At 65.3% G+C, this 15,824-nt stretch carries 16 protein-coding genes and 1 tRNA gene; 8 read left to right on the plus strand and 9 right to left on the minus strand.

Features of this window, described 5'->3' with window-relative positions:
- Positions 1-3: 3 nt before the first annotated feature.
- Entirely contained in the window at positions 4-1,287 is a 1,284-nt protein-coding gene (locus IPG14_RS00260) for an FtsW/RodA/SpoVE family cell cycle protein (RefSeq protein ID WP_343390544.1), read from the plus strand.
- Here IPG14_RS00260 and IPG14_RS00265 read toward each other — a convergent pair.
- The 6 genes from IPG14_RS00265 to recA all read right to left on the minus strand — a co-directional run bounded on the left by IPG14_RS00265 (position 1,269) and on the right by recA (position 6,880).
- Positions 1,269-1,712, minus strand: a complete 444-nt coding sequence (locus tag IPG14_RS00265; RefSeq protein WP_343384536.1) for an FHA domain-containing protein — start codon at positions 1,710-1,712, stop codon at positions 1,269-1,271. The two genes, IPG14_RS00260 and IPG14_RS00265, sit on opposite strands and share 19 nt — an antisense overlap.
- A complete protein-coding gene (locus IPG14_RS00270) occupies positions 1,709-2,392 on the minus strand; it encodes an FhaA domain-containing protein (RefSeq protein ID WP_343384537.1) in 684 nt (227 codons plus the stop codon). The genes IPG14_RS00265 and IPG14_RS00270 overlap by 4 nt, the downstream gene beginning before the upstream one ends.
- Positions 2,389-3,789, minus strand: a complete 1,401-nt coding sequence (locus IPG14_RS00275; RefSeq protein WP_343390545.1) for a penicillin-binding protein 2 — start codon at positions 3,787-3,789, stop codon at positions 2,389-2,391. The genes IPG14_RS00270 and IPG14_RS00275 overlap by 4 nt, the downstream gene beginning before the upstream one ends.
- An 85-nt stretch (positions 3,790-3,874) precedes the next feature.
- A complete protein-coding gene (locus IPG14_RS00280) occupies positions 3,875-5,056 on the minus strand; it encodes an acyl-CoA dehydrogenase family protein (RefSeq protein WP_343384539.1) in 1,182 nt (393 codons plus the stop codon).
- Between the two features lie 87 nt (positions 5,057-5,143).
- Positions 5,144-5,827 (minus strand): regulatory protein RecX, encoded by a 684-nt coding sequence (locus IPG14_RS00285; RefSeq protein ID WP_343390546.1) that lies wholly within the window; start codon positions 5,825-5,827, stop codon positions 5,144-5,146.
- A 9-nt stretch (positions 5,828-5,836) separates the two neighbouring features.
- Positions 5,837-6,880, minus strand: a complete 1,044-nt coding sequence (gene recA / locus IPG14_RS00290; RefSeq protein WP_343384541.1) for a recombinase RecA — start codon at positions 6,878-6,880, stop codon at positions 5,837-5,839.
- 161 nt (positions 6,881-7,041) lie between these two features.
- Here recA and IPG14_RS00295 point away from each other — a divergent pair, with 161 nt between their 5' ends.
- Complete coding sequence (locus IPG14_RS00295) at positions 7,042-7,314, plus strand: DUF167 domain-containing protein (RefSeq protein WP_343384542.1); 273 nt, start codon at positions 7,042-7,044, stop codon at positions 7,312-7,314.
- Positions 7,315-7,390: 76 nt separating this feature from the next.
- Positions 7,391-8,779: a glycine--tRNA ligase gene (locus tag IPG14_RS00300; protein ID WP_343390547.1), complete on the plus strand. Its 1,389-nt coding sequence runs from the start codon at positions 7,391-7,393 to the stop codon at positions 8,777-8,779.
- A 75-nt stretch (positions 8,780-8,854) separates the two neighbouring features.
- Here IPG14_RS00300 and IPG14_RS00305 read toward each other — a convergent pair whose 3' ends face one another.
- On the minus strand, positions 8,855-9,160 hold the full coding sequence (locus IPG14_RS00305) for a hypothetical protein (RefSeq protein ID WP_343384544.1): 306 nt from the start codon (positions 9,158-9,160) through the stop codon (positions 8,855-8,857).
- A 119-nt stretch (positions 9,161-9,279) separates the two neighbouring features.
- On the opposite strand from IPG14_RS00305, the gene IPG14_RS00310 reads away from it, so the two are divergent.
- The 4 genes from IPG14_RS00310 to IPG14_RS00325 all read left to right on the plus strand — a co-directional run bounded on the left by IPG14_RS00310 (position 9,280) and on the right by IPG14_RS00325 (position 13,401).
- On the plus strand, positions 9,280-10,305 hold the full coding sequence (locus IPG14_RS00310; RefSeq protein WP_343390548.1) for a GNAT family N-acetyltransferase: 1,026 nt from the start codon (positions 9,280-9,282) through the stop codon (positions 10,303-10,305).
- Between the two features lie 46 nt (positions 10,306-10,351).
- A complete protein-coding gene (locus tag IPG14_RS00315; protein WP_343390549.1) occupies positions 10,352-12,181 on the plus strand; it encodes an O-antigen ligase family protein in 1,830 nt (609 codons plus the stop codon).
- 70 nt (positions 12,182-12,251) lie between these two features.
- The gene (locus IPG14_RS00320) at positions 12,252-13,283 is read left to right on the plus strand and encodes a hypothetical protein (protein ID WP_343390550.1); all 1,032 of its coding nucleotides are present in this window, start codon (positions 12,252-12,254) and stop codon (positions 13,281-13,283) included.
- A gap of 41 nt (positions 13,284-13,324) precedes the next feature.
- Positions 13,325-13,401: transfer RNA gene (locus IPG14_RS00325), tRNA-Val, on the plus strand.
- 5 nt (positions 13,402-13,406) lie between these two features.
- Here the strand turns inward: IPG14_RS00325 and IPG14_RS00330 are convergent.
- On the minus strand, positions 13,407-14,195 hold the full coding sequence (locus IPG14_RS00330) for an alpha/beta hydrolase (protein ID WP_343389686.1): 789 nt from the start codon (positions 14,193-14,195) through the stop codon (positions 13,407-13,409).
- A gap of 34 nt (positions 14,196-14,229) precedes the next feature.
- Complete coding sequence (locus IPG14_RS00335; protein ID WP_343384549.1) at positions 14,230-14,976, minus strand: CAP domain-containing protein; 747 nt, start codon at positions 14,974-14,976, stop codon at positions 14,230-14,232.
- A 68-nt stretch (positions 14,977-15,044) separates the two neighbouring features.
- Here IPG14_RS00335 and IPG14_RS00340 point away from each other — a divergent pair, with 68 nt between their 5' ends.
- A complete protein-coding gene (locus IPG14_RS00340) occupies positions 15,045-15,815 on the plus strand; it encodes a response regulator transcription factor (RefSeq protein WP_343384550.1) in 771 nt (256 codons plus the stop codon).
- Positions 15,816-15,824: the final 9 nt, after the last annotated feature.

Below are 15,824 nucleotides of genomic sequence, written 5' to 3' on the forward strand. Positions count from 1 at the left end.
GTAATGAAACCTGGCGAGGTGTTCTCCCGCGAGCGCAACGTGGAATTCTTCCTGCTCCTGGGCGCGCTGGCGTTCCTGGCCGTTGCGTGGCGTTCCCTGACAGCGGCAGCGGTGATCATTCCGAGTAACACGGCCCGGATCGTAGCGCAGTTCGCGCTTTCGGCGCTCGCCGGGAACGTCGCGCTTCGGCTCATGGCTCCGCGTGCGCCGGCCGAACTGTATGCAGTTTCGAGCTTCCTCGCCGCCGTCGGACTCGCGTTCGCCCTGCGGCTGGCTCCGGATTCGGCCTCCGACCAGGCGAACTGGGTCTCTGCCGGCATCGTCGCCTTCGGTGCGTGCACCTACCTGGGCACCAGACACGAAGTTTTGCGCCGGTACACGTACACCTCTGGCGCGCTGGCGCTGACGCTGCTTGTCGCGACGGGGCTCTTCGGCCAGACGATCAATGGCGCGCGGTTGTGGGTGAACGTCGGAGGACAAAGCGTCCAGACAACGGAGTTCATCAAGCTACTGCTCGTCCTCTTCCTCGCCGGATTCCTGAGCGAGCGGGGAGCGGCACTCGCTGCACCGTCGATTAGACTCGGCAACCGCACCTATTCCAGCCTCCCCTATCTCGTGCCGTTGCTCGCGCTGGTGCTCTCTACAACGGCGGCCCTCGCCCTCCTGCGAGACCTGGGCTCGATCGCCTTGCTGGTCCTGCTAACGGTGAGCCTGCTCTACGTGGCAACCGGGCGGCTCTGGTACCTTGCCGGGGGCCTGGTCCTGCTGTCACTCACGGGCTTCGCAGGTTACTTCGCCTTCGACCATGCACAGGTGCGAGTCGATGCGTGGCTTCACCCTGGAACGGACCCGGGCGGGACCGGTTACCAGGCAATGCAGGCGACGTATGCCATCCAGGCGGGCGGGGTCACGGGAACGGGTCTCGGGATGGGACAGCCGGACGCAATTCCCGCGGTGGCGACGGATTATGTCTTCAGTGCGATCGCAGAGGAGCTCGGCCTTGCCGGTGCATTCGGCATCGTCCTGTTATACGTCGTACTCCTTCACGCAGGGCTCCAGGCGTCGCTCAAGGCATCGACGAACTACGGAAGGCTGGTGTGCGCCGGTATCGCGCTGCTGCTAGCGATCCAGGCCGCGGTGATCATCGCCGGCAATCTGCGCCTGATCCCCACGACCGGCATAACGCTTCCCTTCGTGAGCTACGGCGGTTCGAGCCTGGTCGTGAACTTCGCGCTGGTCGGCCTGGTTTGCGGCATCGCGGGCCGCGGTCACTCCAACTCGAGCTGAAGGACCACGCTCCCGAGCGCGAGTCTCTGTCCCATGCGCAAGAACGCACCGCTATCCCCGACGCGCCGGCCATCGATGAACGTGCCGTTCGTGCTACCGAGGTCGACGACTCTCCACTCGCCTCCAACTCGTTCGACCGATGCGTGGCTTGCCGAAACCGAAGCATCCGGCAGCACGATCCCGGCACGACTGTCCCGGCCCAGGACCATCATCCCGGCGAGCGAGAAGCGGGCGCCACGAACGAGGCCACCGTCGCCGGGGACGAGCACGACGAGTCGCCACGCTTTCTGTCCCGGCGCACCGCGCTGCGCTGGCTCCCGCACTCCCAGGCTCGAACGGAGGCTCACGGCCACCGCTAGCGCGAAGACGAAGATTACCGCTATCAGCCCGAGGCGAAGCACGAGCAGTTCGTCAGAACCACTCACGGGAGAACCTCCAGCGTGAGCTGGATCGATCCCAGGCGCACCGTTTCGCCCGGTGCGAACGGCAGTTCATCGAAGGCCCGGCCAGCCCTGCCCAGCTTGTTGCGGCTGCCCAGATCCCGGACGGAAAGCGACCCATCCGGGCCGGATTCGATGCGCGCATGGCGGCGCGAGACGGCGAGGTCGTGAAGAACGAGGTCACAACCCGGTGCCCGACCAATCGTGAAAGGCGTGTGCGTAAGTGGCACGCGGTCGGCCCCATCGATGACCAGGAAAACGCCCCGGTGGCGTCGGATTGTCTCGGTCGACTGTGCCGGAACGACATTCGGCGACGCCGGGTTGCGAAAGGCCACACGCACGGCAATTCCTCCCGTACTCATCGTGGGCGCCTCCTCGAGCTCGACCTGCCACGGCCCCAGTGTCCGAAGCCCGCGCGAAGCTACCAGTTCCTCAAGCATTCGCGTGATACCGGCCCTGAGTTCATCCGTGTGGGCTTCAAGCGCCCGAATGTCTGCCGGGGCGAGCAGCAACAAATACGAATTGGGAACGGAGTGGTCGCGGACTGCCGCGACGGCGGCATCGTGGACCTCCTGCAGGAGCGCCGAGGGATGCAGACCGGTCGCCGCGCCGAGGCTCGCCACTCGCTCGATGAACCGGTCCAGACGCTCGCCTGAATCTGTCATCGAGCGAGGGCCGCCCGGATGACCTGGCCAGCGATAGGAGAGGCAACGCTCCCGCCCTGGCCTCCATGCTCGACAACGACGGCGACAGCGATGCGAGGCGCCTCGGCCGGCGCGAACGCGATAAACCAGGCGTGGGAGGTGCCGTCGCCGGCCTCGGCAGTCCCCGTCTTGCCGCCGACGACCACGCCAGGGAGGTTCACCCCGGCCGCCTGTCCGTTCTGCACGACCGACACCATGAACTCTCGGAGAATCGACGCTAACTCGGCGCTGATCACGCGGCGAGAGACGGCGGGCTCAAGGGAACCGAGCGACCGGCCATCTCGCTGTTCGCGCAGGGTCAGCCGCGGCTGTGCCAGCGTGCCGCCGTTCGCAACAACGGCCGCTATCTCTGCCATCTGCAAGGGCGTCGCTAGCAGTTCGCCTTGTCCGAAGGCGGTCGTCGCGAGAAGGACCGTCGTTGTCTCGGCATCCGGGCCGTGGATCTGGCTCTTCGCGGTTTCGAGCGTGAACGGGATCTGTGAGTCGAACCCGAACCGTCGTGCGATATCCGTCAAACCCGCCCAACCGAGCTTCACACCCAACTGGGCGAAGATCGCGTTGACGGAGAAGGTGAATGCCGACTTAAACGGGTACGTGCCCACCCCTTGCGGTGTGTTCTTGCATGAGATCGGGAAACCGTCGATCACGATTTCGCCGGGGCACGTAACGATCGTCTCCGGCGTGGCGATGCCTCTTTCGAGGATCCCCGCAGCTGTCACCGTCTTAAAAGTGGAACCAGGGGGATAGAGGCCCTGCGTCGCCCGGTTCAGCAGCGGCGATGTTGCGTCGGCGAAAAGCCCATCACCATGGATTGCGAGCGCTCCCGGATCGTAAGTCGGCACACTCACCATGGCGAGGACTTCGCCATTTCGCGGATCGAGCGCGACGACAGCTCCGCTCCGTGCACCAAGAGCGATGGCAGCTGCCGCCTGCACATCGGGGGCTATCGTGAGTACGACATCGCTCCCTTTGGGGCGACTGCGATCGAACTCGGCACGAAAAGCACCGGCCCAGCCGGAAGGCACCGCGCCGGAAAGCACGCTGTGGAACGCGAGCTCTACCCCTTGCGAGCCGAACCGAGGATCGAGGTACCCGACGAGGTGAGCGGTCGAAGCGTCGTAGTACTGCCTCGTGCCGTCGCCCAAAGTCTCGGCGAGGATGTTGCCGTCGCGATCCAGGATGCTCCCCCGGCCCGGGTCGTAGAAGGCAGACAGGACGCGGGGGTTGCGGTCGTCGCCAGCGAGGTCCGTCCGGAACACCTGCCAGTAGGCCAGCGCGCAGAAAAACACCAGCAGCACGGCGAGTGATGCTGTGCCAGTAGCCGAGAGGCGCCGTGCGAACCCGTTCAGCGCGATCACAGGAGCGATTCTAGCGGTACCGGACATCCTGGAAACGAAAATGGACGCCCCGAGGGCGCCCACTTTCATGCCTGGAACATTGAACCTAACCGCGAGGCAGGCCAAGTCCCCGGGTGGAGATGATATTCCGCTGGATTTCGTTGCTGCCGCTGTAGATGGTCGACGGGACGGCCATCAGATGGGACTCAGGGAGAGCACCATGCATCGGGGCACGCGGCTCTTCCGGCATCATCTGTCCGCTCAAGCCGAGCATGTTGACTCCGAAGTTGTAGATCTTCTGGCCGAGTTCCGACTGGAAGATCTTGACCACGGAGGCTTCGTAGTTCGGCACCATGCCGTTGGCCTGGATGTAGCCGATGCGGTAGCCAAGGAAGCGCCCGACGTTGTTCGAAACGACGTGGTCTGCGAGGCGGGTGCGGTACTGCTCCCGTCTGTCCTTAGAACCCTCGCGCAGATCCCTGGCCAGTTCTTCGAGCGTCCGCTTCTGGGAGGCGGTGGTGCCGATGCCCGACCGCTCGAAGTCCAGGAGCGTCATGCCGACGTACCAGCCGCGGTTCTCTTCCCCGATGAGGTTACGCGCGGGCACGCGAACATCTTCGAAGAAGACCTCGTTGAAGTGATGGCGGTTCGCCATGTTGATGAGCGGGCGAACAGTCAGGCCAGGGGTGTTCTTGATGTCATCGATCAAGAGGAAGCTGATGCCTCGATGTTTCGGCGCTTCCGGATCGGTTCGAACGAGGCAAAACATCTGGTTCGAGCGGTGACCACCGGACGTCCAGATCTTCTGGCCGTTGATGATGAAATCGTCGCCATCCCGAGTCGCCCTGGTCTGCAAACTGGCGAGGTCCGAACCGGCTCCCGGCTCGCTGTACCCCTGGCACCAGATGTGCTCGCCGCTCGTGATCTTCGGAAGGTAGTTCTTCTTCTGTTCTTCGTTGCCGTGAATGATGAGGGTGGGGCCAATCATGCCAACGCCGAAGCCGCGGGTGCCGGTATCGGGGGCACCCCAGTAGCCGAACTCTTCGTTGAAGACCATCTGCTCGTAGATCGAAGCGCCCAGGCCGCCGTACTCCTTCGGCCACGCGGGAGCAATCCAGCCGCGTTGTGCAAGCTTCTGGTTGAAGCCCTTGGCGAACTCGAATTCGTCGTCGCTGCGGCTGCCGAGTTCGGCCCCGCTCGCCTCGCCGCCCCGCCCGTTGTTTTCAAGAAGGAACGAACGAACCTCCAGACGGAGCTTCTCTTCCTTCTCACCGAAACGCAGTTCCATGCAACCTCCTGGCCGGCTCCCTTGGTGGCTAGCCGCCGTGAATCTTCGTGCCAATTGATTCTGCCAGAACGTACATGAGGTGGGAAATCAGGGCGTCTCCGAGGTCGCGGGCTCATCGGCCACGTCGGGAGTCTCGGCTAGCAGTTCCTGCCATGCCGCCCGGGTGGCGGCGGCAGTCACCTCGTAGTCAAAGCCACGGCGCCGCAGGAATCCTCCAACCTTTGCGTAGAACGCTTCGTAAGTCCCTCGGGGACCCTTCCGTGCGCGGCCGCGGGCGAGCTGGAGCGCGGTCTCCCGGTCGTCGATGCCGTCCACCGCCTGCTCGACGGCCGACGGGTCGATACCCCGTCCGAGCAATTCATACCGGAGCATGCGCCGACCGCGGGGCGAGACGCGCTTGCGGTCTTCAACCCAGGCCTCGGCGAACTTCTGGTCGTCCAACAGGCCGGACCCGTGGAGGCGGCCGATCTCGTCGTCTATCGCGGCGGGATCGAATCCCCGCATGGCCAGGCGGGTGCGCATCTCGGTTTCACTTCGCGCGCGGCTGGAGAGGAGGCGGAGGGCAGCCTCATGGGCGCTGACGCGCCGTTCGGCGCGCTCGAGTTGTTTGAGCAGTTCGGGTGTCGCTGCCATGCCCTCGGCGATGCCACAGCGCTCGCACGCTTCATCGCTGAAGAGCACTTCGCGGCCGTCGGAGAGCGACAAGAGCCGCTGCCGGCCGTGAGAAATCACGCGGACTTCGATGATCGCCGGACTGGGAGGATCGTCCATAGGTTCCGGTTAGCGTGCCCCGACGGGTTCTGCCCCGGATTGTGCGGCGGCGGGCACGGAAAGACCAGCCTCGCGGCGGATGTCGCCTTCAATCGTCGAGGCAAGTTCAGGGTTATCGTCGAGGAACTGTTTCGAGTTCTCCCGACCCTGACCCAGGCGCATATCGCCGAAGCTGTAGAAGGCGCCGCTCTTGTTCAGTACGCCATACTCGACGCCAAGGTCAATGATGTCGCCGGAGCGGCTGATGCCACGTGGTGTCTGGAACATGATGTCGAATTCTGCCTGGCGGAACGGCGCAGCCACCTTGTTCTTGACGACTTTTGCTTTCACGCGGCGCCCGACGACGTCGGTCCCCCGTTTGATGGACTCGACCGGCCGGATATCGATTCGCACCGACGAGTAGAACTTGAGCGCACGGCCGCCGGGCGTGACTTCCGGGTTCCCGAACACGATTCCCACCTTCTCGCGAAGCTGGTTGATGAAAATGACGGACGTACTGGTCCGCGAAATCGTCGCGGTCAGCTTGCGGAGCGCCTGCGACATGAGACGAGCTTGCAGGCCCACGTGGGCATCGCCCATATCGCCTTCGATCTCAGCGCGAGGGACGAGGGCCGCGACGGAGTCCACCACGATGACGTCGACGGCGTTCGATCGGACGAGCGCTTCGCAAATCTCGAGCGCTTGTTCGCCGGTATCGGGCTGGCTGACGAGAAGGTCCTCGAGGCGAATGCCGAGATCTCGTGCGTAGCCAGGGTCCATCGCGTGCTCGACATCGATGTAGGCGGCCGTGCCTCCAGCCTTCTGGGCCTCAGCCATGATGTGTTGAGCGAGCGTGCTCTTGCCCGCGGATTCGGGCCCGAAGATCTCGGTGACCCGTCCGCGGGGGATGCCACCGATCCCAAGCGCGATATCGAGGGCGAGCGAGCCGGTGGAGATAACCTCGATGGGAGGCGGCGTACCGTCGCCCAATTTGATGACGGCGCCACGGCCGAACTGCTTCTCGATCTGGGAGAGCGCGAGGTCGAGCGCTCGCGCGCGGTCGGTATCTGCCATGGGTCACCCGCATCAACTAAGTACGGCTGACCAAGGGGGACCCCGGTGGCCGTCGGACGGATAATAGCGGGTGGCAAACAAATGTTCTAGTCCCTGTGACATGCGCTTGTTGGAACTGTGGCGCCTGCCGCCGAAAGGGGGAGGGAACGTACACTCCTGGAATGAGGCTAACGGTTCGAGTCACGCCACGCGCGTCGGGCGACGCAGTAGGGATGCTGGACGCTTCGGGACAGCTCGCCGTGCGGGTGACAGCGCCACCGGCCGATGGCGCAGCGAATGCGGCCGTCGTCCGGCTACTCGCGAAAGCGCTGGACCTGCCCCAGCGCGACATCGTGCTGATAGCCGGAGCGACCTCGCGAACGAAGACTTTCGAAATCCCTGTGGACCAGGAAGCGCTGGCGAGCCGATTGGACGCCGCCAGGAAGAAGCGTTAGCGGCACGAGTGGTAGTCTGGCTTCTCTGCGGCGCGCCTGCCAGGCGCGCCGACACCGTCTTCAAGGAACGCCAGCAGTGCCTGCTAAAGACCTCGAAACCATCGTGTCGCTAGCCAAGCGGCGGGGGTTCGTTTTCCCTGCCGCCGAGATTTACGGCGGCTTCGCCAACACCTACGACTACGGCCCGCTCGGCGTCGAGCTGAAGCGGAACATCCGCGAAGCCTGGTGGAAGTCCATGGTCCGTGACCGCGACGACGTCGTCGGCATCGATGCCGCGCTTATCACGAACCCCAGGGTCTGGGTCGCCTCCGGGCATGTTTCAAACTTCAACGACCCTCTCGTCGACTGCAAGAAGTGCCAGATGCGCTGGCGCCTGGACCACATCGAAGAGGGCCAGTACGGCGAGGTGAAGCGCAACGCTGCCGGCGATGTCACCTGCCCGAACGACGGCGGAGAACTCACTGAGCCGCGCCAGTTCAACATGATGTTCAAGACCCAGGTCGGCACCGTGGCAGACGAAGCGAGCATTGCCTACCTGCCGCCAGAGACCGCCCAGGGCATCTTCCCGAACTTCGAAAACGTGGTCGCCTCGATGCGTCGCAAGCTCCCGTTCGGCATCGCCCAGAGCCGGGTCAGCTTCCGCAACGAAATCACGCCCGGCAAGTTCATCTTCCGCACACTCGAATTCGAGCAGATGGAGATGGAGTACTTCTGCCAACCCCCGGCCGACCGCAACAACCCGGTCGAATACCTCGCACTCCACCAGGAGTGGATAAACACCCGCCTGGCCTGGTACCGCGACACCATCGGCATCGATGCCTCGCGCCTGCGCATCCGCGACCACGAAAAGGCCGAACTCTCGCACTACAGCGCCGGCACCGCCGACGTCGAATACCTTTTCCCCTGGGGTTGGGGCGAACTCGAAGGAATCGCCGCCCGCACCGACTTCGACCTGACTGCCCACGGAAACGCCAGCGGCCACCCGCTGACCTACTTCGACGAGGACACGAAACAGCACGTCGTCCCCTGGGTTATCGAACCCGCGGCTGGCCTGACGCGAACGCTGGCAGTAGCGATGCTCGAGGCCTACAACGAAGAACTCGACGAGAAAGGCGAAACCCGGGTCGTGCTGAAGTTCAAGCCCGCTATCGCGCCGATCAAAGTGGCCGTCCTCCCGCTTTCGAAGAACGAGGCGCTTAGGCCCGCGGCTCGCCGCGTTTACGAAATGGTCCGCTCTACGTACATGGCCCAATACGACGAGACGCAGTCGATCGGCCGCCGCTACCGCCGCCAGGATGAAATCGGCACCCCGCTCTGTATCACCGTCGACTTCCAGACCGTCGGCGAAGACGGCACCCCCGGCGACGACGCGGTCACCATCCGCGAACGCGACTCGCAGGTCCAGGTGCGCGTCCCGATCAGCGGGCTCCTCGAAGCCCTCCGGGACCGCCTCCCCGGCTGCTAGCAGAGTCCGGTTCGGCCGCACGAAACGAGGGCAGTCGATTCGACTGCCCTCGTTTCATTCTTATCCGAACGGGGATTACTTGAGGCCGGCATCCCGGCAGGCCTTGCCGTACTCGGCCAGGGCTTTCACCACCGGGTCATCGGCGGAGAGGTCGCGCGGGCCGAAGTGCTTGGTCAGCGCTTCGTAGACGTGCGTGCTGGCCTTCGTGACGCCGTCCTCGTCGTGGGCGCGGCTGAACTGTCCGTACTCGGAGATCGCTTTCACGAGGGGCTGGTGCGCCGCCAGGTCCAACGGACCATAGTGGTGGGTCATTGCCTCGTAAAGGTGCGCACTTGCTTGTTTCACGGCGGCTTCGGGGTCGGCCATAGTCGGTGTACTCATTGCTCCTGCCTGCTCCAGAATTAATACGATCGTAACATACACGAAACAAACCGGAAACGCCGCGATCGAGGGGCTGCCCCCAATCTTTTCGGACCCGTTTTCAGAAAGAGAGAGAGCGCGTGCCTACTATCCAGGTGCGACCTGCCGACCGTTCCGACCTCCCCGCTTGCGCCGAACTCCTCGCCGCCCGCTACCGCGACCACGCGAAGCGATTGCCCGCGATCGAGCCCTCCCTGCTCGAAGCTTCGGGCTGCCAACCGCTGATCCAGTACCTCCTCGGAAACCCCCGCGGCGATAGTCGCGTCGCTGAAATCGACGGCAAACTCGCCGGGTTCCTCATCGGGGCACGGATGTCGCTGCCACCGAACGATTTCGCATCGCAGTTCGTGCCGCCGCAGTCGATTTCGATCCCGGTCGAAGGCCACGCGGTCGCCGCCGGCATCGACGCGCTGCCCGTGTACGTGGCCCTCTATGCCGACCTCGCGGCAACGTGGGCGGCCGACGGCTTCTTCCACCATCGCGCCGCCATCCCGGCGGGTGACCCCGAACTCCAGGACATCTGGGTCACCCTCGGATTCGGACGTTTCCTCACCGCGGCGACACGCCGGGTTGCGGACCCGGTCCTCCTCGACCGCGGGCGGGCGATCACCGTGGAGCGCGCGTCGGCGGAAGACATCGAGGACGTACTCGCACTCTCCGACGACTTGATGGCCTGGCACTGGAATTCGCCGATGTTCTGGCCAGTCCTCCACGTGACGGCGGAGGCGGTGCGCGAGTTCAACCTCAACGCGCTGCGAAGCAGCGAAACGCCCTACTTCGTCGCCTACGAAGATGGCCGGCCAATCGCGATGCAGTCGTTTCTCCGTCCCGGCTTCACTCCACCGATCATCCGCCAATCAAGCGACGTTTACCTCTTCGAGGGCATCGTCACCAGCGGCATCCGCGGAGGCGGGATTGGTGGAGCCCTCCTTCGCCACAGCATGGATTGGGCACGCCTGGCGGGACACGAGACTTGCACGCTCCACTTCGCTCCCGCGAATCCGTCCGGCGCGCCGTTCTGGCTGGGCCACGGTTTCGTCCCGGTCGAACACACGATGGAGCGCATCATTGACTCTCGCATCGCGTGGGCCCGGCCTCGAAGCTGAACCGCCGCCATGCGCTTGCGGGAGTCCGGCGGTACCATCCGCCAACGTGGCGTCCTCTCTGCGGGCTGAATCAACGGGGTCCAGCAGGTTAGCCCGCTACCTGGTCTTCGCGGGGCTCGCCGTTGCGCTTTCTATCGCGCCCGTTGTGTTCGTCCCCGGCCTGTACGACGACTTCACCCTCCCCAAACAGAGCGCGGTCTTCGTCGCGGCGGCGCTCATCCTGCTCGGCCTGGGGATCGATGGCTTTTCGTTCGCCGGTGGGCGGCCAATCGGCATCACACTCGGCCTCTGGGTCGCGGCGTTGATCGTGGGCGAACTCGCCGCCATCGACCGCGCCGGCAGCCTGCTGGGCGTGTACCAGTACCGGCAGGGGTTCCTGACGCAGCTCAGTTATGTTGTGGTTTTCGCCGGAGCACTCCACTTCTCGGCGTCCGGGCAGCCGCGCGTGACGCTGCTGCTCCCGCTCGTCGGTCTGGGTGGCGCCTTCGCGTACACCGCGATCCAGGCGACGGGAAACGACCCGGTCGCCTGGTGGGTCGACACATCGGACCGAGCGATCGGAACCATCGGCAACGCGAACGAACTCGCGGCCTTTGCGGTTATGTCACTTGCGGCCTGTGCGGGCGTCCTCGCAACCACCTGGCGGTGGCGATTCGGCGCAGTCGCGGTGATTGGGGGCGTCGTCGGCTTCATCGTCCTGGAAGCGGAGAGCCGGTCGGGACTGGGAGCGCTGGGAGTGTTCTTCCTGGCCCTGGTGGCCGCCTGGTGGGTTGCGAAGAACCCGTTCCGCGCTCTTGTCCGGCCGGCAGCCGCCCTTGCCGCCGGCCTGGCTTGCGGCGCTGTGATGAGCGCGGCCGCCGGAGGCCTGGCAGGAAGCGCGGACCGCGTCCACGATGGCATCGACGGACAGGATCCGGGCGGATCAACCCGCTTCAGCCTGTGGCAAGGAGCATTCGAAGTCATCAAGGGGCACCCGTTCACCGGGGCTGGCCCGGACGGTCTCTACCTTGGGTTCCCGGTGGAACGGCCCGCTGACCTGGGTGGCGCGTTCGAGAGCTACGACCTCGTCGCCCAAAGCAGCCACAACTACGTACTCGACACCGCGGCGAACTTCGGACTGCCGGGCCTCGCCAGTCTTTTCGCGCTGGTTTCCGTCGTCGCCGTTTCTTCGGTCCGACACGCACGGCAGCGACCAACTCGCGGGACGGAGTCCAGCCCCCTGCCGTTCGCCTGGGCGGCGCTGACGGCGTACGGGGCGCTAACACTCCTCAACCCGATTTCGCTGGCTGCACACATCCTGTTCTGGGGGACGCTGGCAGTCACTGTTTCTCGCGGCGAACCGGTCCGGGGAAGCACGAGACGGCTGCCGCCGGCCGGAGGCGCCGCCCTGGCCGCACCATTCGTCGCCGGGGCGCTCTACCTCGCTGTCCAACTTCCGAGGGCAGACATGGAAGCGAACCGCGCCTGGGAGGATTTCGATGCGCAGCGGTTCGAGCAGGCGGCCACGCTGTACGAGTCGGCCGGGGAGATCGTCCCCTTCGAACGCCAGCACGCCTCGATGCGTGCGCGCGCGTTGCTTGCCGCCGCGGTAGCCCAACCGGGACTGCACCTCACGCCCGCGGATGCCGCTTATGCGGACCTTGCCACCCGTTTCGGCCTGGCATCCGGTGATGCCCTGGACGTCGCGGCGATCAAAATCATGCTCGGCGACGGCGCAGGAGCACGGCGAAGCATCGACCAGGCGCTCGCGCTCAATCCCTACGGCGTGGCGATGGAGAGTTACACCTCCGACTTGCGCCGGGCCGTCGAGGAGGGTGGGACGCTCCGGTACTCCCAACAGGATCACTGGACGTACATCGTCCCAACGGTGAAATGAGCGACACATCATCGAGCCCGGCGACGACCGATCCCGCGGTACAAGAAACCGTGTCGCGTCGAGCCACCGGATGCCCAATACTCCAGACATGCTCCTCGTCGTCGATGGAAACAACGTGGCCTGGGCCGGTTTTCACGCCCTGCGCCGGCCCATGGGCGCCGACACGCCGGAGAAACTGGTGCGGGCCGCGCTCCTCGGGCTCACGCAGAGTGTCATCGGTTTCGCCGTCCGTGCAGGCGAGCCGCCCGACGCTGCACCCTCGCGGCCGGCAGGGCAGCAGGGTCTCTTCGACGAGCCGCGACAGAGGACGAGCGGCCTGATCGTCGCGTTCGACGCTGGCCGGCCGCTTAGACGGCGCGGGCTGTATCCGCCCTACCAGACCGGACGTGAGTCGGACGGCTCGTTCATGGAGTACGAGAAGCACGTCGTTGAGGGCATCCGCCAGTTCTCGGAGATGGCCGCCTGGCTTCCGTTGCAGCTACTGCGGGGCGCAAACACCGAGGCCGACGACCTGATCGCGGCCGCTGTGCTGCAGTCCGGTGCCGCCGAAGTCCGCATTTGCTCGACCGACCGGGACTTTCTCCAACTCGTCGACGATCGCATCACTATCTATTCGCCGGTGAAGCGACTTGTGATCACGCCTCGGAACTTCGGCGAGGCGACGGCGCCCAAGTCCTCAGACGGTACGGCGACGCCGTTTCCCCGCGAACGGTACCTCGACTATCGGATTGCGAGCGGGGACGCGAGTGACAACCTCCCGGGCATCCCGGGCGTGGGGACACTGACTGCGGCCAAGCTCGTGGCGGCGGCGCCGATCGACGAGTACCTCGCGGAACCTGCGCGGATAACCAGCGTGCTCGGGCGCAAGAGTGCCCGGATCGATGCTGCTTTTGCGAGCAGCGAAGCGGCCGAGACCATCCACAGAAACCGGGAACTCATGGACCTGCGGCTGGCTGCCCGGAACTACTCTTCCCTGGACGAGTACCGGCGGCAGGGATCGTGGGACGAAACGTCTTTCAGGGCCTGGGTGAAGGACCAGCGCATTTCGGCCCTCGAAATCGAATCTGCTGTCCGTTGCATGGAACACATCGCCGCAGGTTGAGGATCGACAGTTTCGCGCGGGGCGGTGACAATCGAGCCTCGGGGCGATTAGCTCAGTTGGTCAGAGCACCTCGTTTACACCGAGGGGGTCGGGGGTTCGAGCCCCTCATCGCCCACCAGCACCTCAGTAGCGCGCAAGAAACGAACTCACCGCGGCAACGTATGGGGCGAACGCCTCGCGGCGGACGTTGTGCCCGGCCTGGGCGAAGCAGGCCGTCTGGACCCGTGAGTTCAGACGCTGCGCCTCGGCCGCGATTTCGGCGCTGACTATCGCCCCGCGTTCCGAGCTTCCGCCACGCAGGAGCAATGCCGGGACGCCGATCGCCGCGACTGTCTCGCGCCAATCCACGATGCCGGGAATGGCGCGGGCACGCCAGTCGGCGGGGCCGCGGAACTGCCGCTTGGATTCTGCCCATGCGGGGAATTCGTCAGGGTGCCAAAGAGGGCTCTGGGCGCGCCCGGCAGCGACGATCTGCTCGATGGAGAGTGCTCTCCAGTCCGGCGCCGGGGTTTGAGGCTGCTGCCGGATGGCCGACCAATCGTCGCGCCAAGGCGGATCCTCAAGGATGACGCAGGAGAACAACTCGGGCCGCAATCCGGCCGCGTGGGCGACGGTTGCCGCACCCATCGAATGTCCCAGCAGGGCGGGCTTCTCCAGGCCGAGTGCGGTGACCACCGCGACGAGGTCCTCGCCGCCACCGAAGCCGCCGGCGGCGGGAGCTTCGGACAGCCCGTGGTAACGCGCGTCATAGGCAACGATGTCGAACCGGTCTTCGAGCACCGTCGCGAGGCGGCTCCAGCACTTGCCGTTATCGGTCATCCCGTGAGCCAGAACCAGCGCCCGTCCGACGCCGCGCCGGTAGTAGTGGATGCGGACACCATTCGCGTCCAGTTCGCCTTCTTGCCATTCCATCGGCGCATTCTAGCCGCACGGGCAAGGCCACGGGTCAGTTCAGGAAGACCGTCACATAGATCCACATCTTGCCGTCGCGAACCGCGGCGACGCCGACGGAACTGAACCGTGCCTCGAGGATGTTCGCGCGGTGGCCGGGGCTGTTCATCAGGCCGTCGAACGCGGCCGACACCGTCTTAGTCTCGGGGTAGTTATTGCGGGCGAGGTTCTCGCCGGCCAGGCGGTAGCGGATGCCCCGCGCGGACAACTCCGAAAAGGCGCTTTCTCCGTCGGGCGCGTAGTGGTCGAAATAGCCATTGGCTACGAGATTCGCGGCGCGGGCGTAGGCGACGTCTTCCAGGGAAGCGTCCCAATCCAGCGGCGTGAGCCCCTCGGCTCGACGAGCGTCGTTCATTGCATCGAACAGCGCGCGCGCCTTCTCGTGGACGCGGGGCACTTCCACGGGCTGTTCGACGCGCGACGGCATCGACTGGACGGTTACGGCAGGGGCCGGTTCGAGCGAAGGAGTCGGCGTTGCCGCAAGTTGAGCGACTGCCAGAGCCAGGCCCGGGGTTTCAGTCGCGACGGCCGCTGGAGGCGGCGCATCCAGTGGCGCTTCGGTGACAACTGTTGGGACGGCGTTGGAAGTGGCGGAGGAAGCACCGGCGGTTGCCGATGTTACTGGTGCGGAGTCTCGTTCGGCGGCACTGGTGGAAACCGGCAATTCGGCGAAGACGAGCCCCGCAAGCGAGCAGAGCATGCCCGCTGCAACGAGCCAGGTGAACGGCTTCGAATGCGGCATACCTTCAATGTCGACGGCTCCCGCCAGCCGGAACATTGGGGGATGCCACTAATGGGGGGACATTCCGCATGCAGCCGACCACGAGCACGCACTCTCCCGGACTCCCGCCGCTCGTTGGCACACGCGTCGTCGTGATCTCTCTCGGTCTGGAGCGATCGCATGATCGGGCTCGCGGGCTTGAAGAATTCGGCTACCGCGTTTCGCCGCTTGGCGACCCGGCGGGACAGGCGCTTGGAGCGAGCCTGGACCAGGCGGACGCCATCGTCATCGACCTCGGAAGGGATCTCGCATTTCCCGGTGACGTGGTCGCCCGCGTGCGCGCCGACTCCCCCGCGCCGGTGGTGGTCGTCGGTTGTGCGGGCACCTTCGCGGAGATGCTGCGCTGCTACGAGGCGGGCGCCGATGACTACTGCCGCCCGAAGTCCGCGACCGAGGAAATCGACCTCCGCCTGAGGGCGATGTTCCGGCGGATGGAGATGGCGGCGCCGGAAGACCGGCGGCAGGGGCTGCCTGCCGTCCTTCGCGTGGGTTCGATCGAAATCGACCCTGCAAGCCAGACCGTTACCAAGAACGGAGTCCTGGTGGCGCTTTCGCCAACGGAGTTCCGGCTGCTTGCCACGCTCGCCGAGCACCCGGGCGAGGTCATCCCTTCCAAGGCACTTATCGCACGCGTCTGGGGCAACCAGTACGCCGGAGAAACGCACTACCTTCGGCTCTACGTGCGCTACCTGCGCCAGAAGCTGGAAGACGACCCCAGCAATCCCGTGTACATCGTCAACCGCTGGGGTTCCGGCTATTCGCTTGATGAGCCGCGCCGGGCAGCGGCACGCGCCGGGTAGACGCGCCTC

The organism is Candidatus Amarobacter glycogenicus (genome assembly GCF_016704105.1).
GTDB lineage: Bacteria > Chloroflexota > Dehalococcoidia > Tepidiformales > Tepidiformaceae > Amarobacter > Amarobacter glycogenicus.

Excerpts from the sequence above, each read along its gene's own strand:
- IPG14_RS00260 (WP_343390544.1), top strand. The coding sequence starts at position 4 with ATGAAACCTGGCGAGGTGTTCTCCCGCGAGCGCAACGTGGAATTCTTC.
- IPG14_RS00335 (WP_343384549.1), bottom strand. The coding sequence starts at position 14,976 with ATGCCGCATTCGAAGCCGTTCACCTGGCTCGTTGCAGCGGGCATGCTC.
- IPG14_RS00280 (WP_343384539.1), bottom strand. The coding sequence starts at position 5,056 with ATGGAACTGCGTTTCGGTGAGAAGGAAGAGAAGCTCCGTCTGGAGGTT.
- IPG14_RS00305 (WP_343384544.1), bottom strand. The coding sequence starts at position 9,160 with ATGAGTACACCGACTATGGCCGACCCCGAAGCCGCCGTGAAACAAGCA.
- IPG14_RS00340 (WP_343384550.1), top strand. The coding sequence starts at position 15,045 with ATGCAGCCGACCACGAGCACGCACTCTCCCGGACTCCCGCCGCTCGTT.
- IPG14_RS00330 (WP_343389686.1), bottom strand. The coding sequence starts at position 14,195 with ATGGAATGGCAAGAAGGCGAACTGGACGCGAATGGTGTCCGCATCCAC.
- IPG14_RS00270 (WP_343384537.1), bottom strand. The coding sequence starts at position 2,392 with ATGACAGATTCAGGCGAGCGTCTGGACCGGTTCATCGAGCGAGTGGCG.
- recA (WP_343384541.1), bottom strand. The coding sequence starts at position 6,880 with ATGGCAGATACCGACCGCGCGCGAGCGCTCGACCTCGCGCTCTCCCAG.
- IPG14_RS00320 (WP_343390550.1), top strand. The coding sequence starts at position 12,252 with ATGCCCAATACTCCAGACATGCTCCTCGTCGTCGATGGAAACAACGTG.
- IPG14_RS00295 (WP_343384542.1), top strand. The coding sequence starts at position 7,042 with ATGAGGCTAACGGTTCGAGTCACGCCACGCGCGTCGGGCGACGCAGTA.
- IPG14_RS00285 (WP_343390546.1), bottom strand. The coding sequence starts at position 5,827 with ATGGACGATCCTCCCAGTCCGGCGATCATCGAAGTCCGCGTGATTTCT.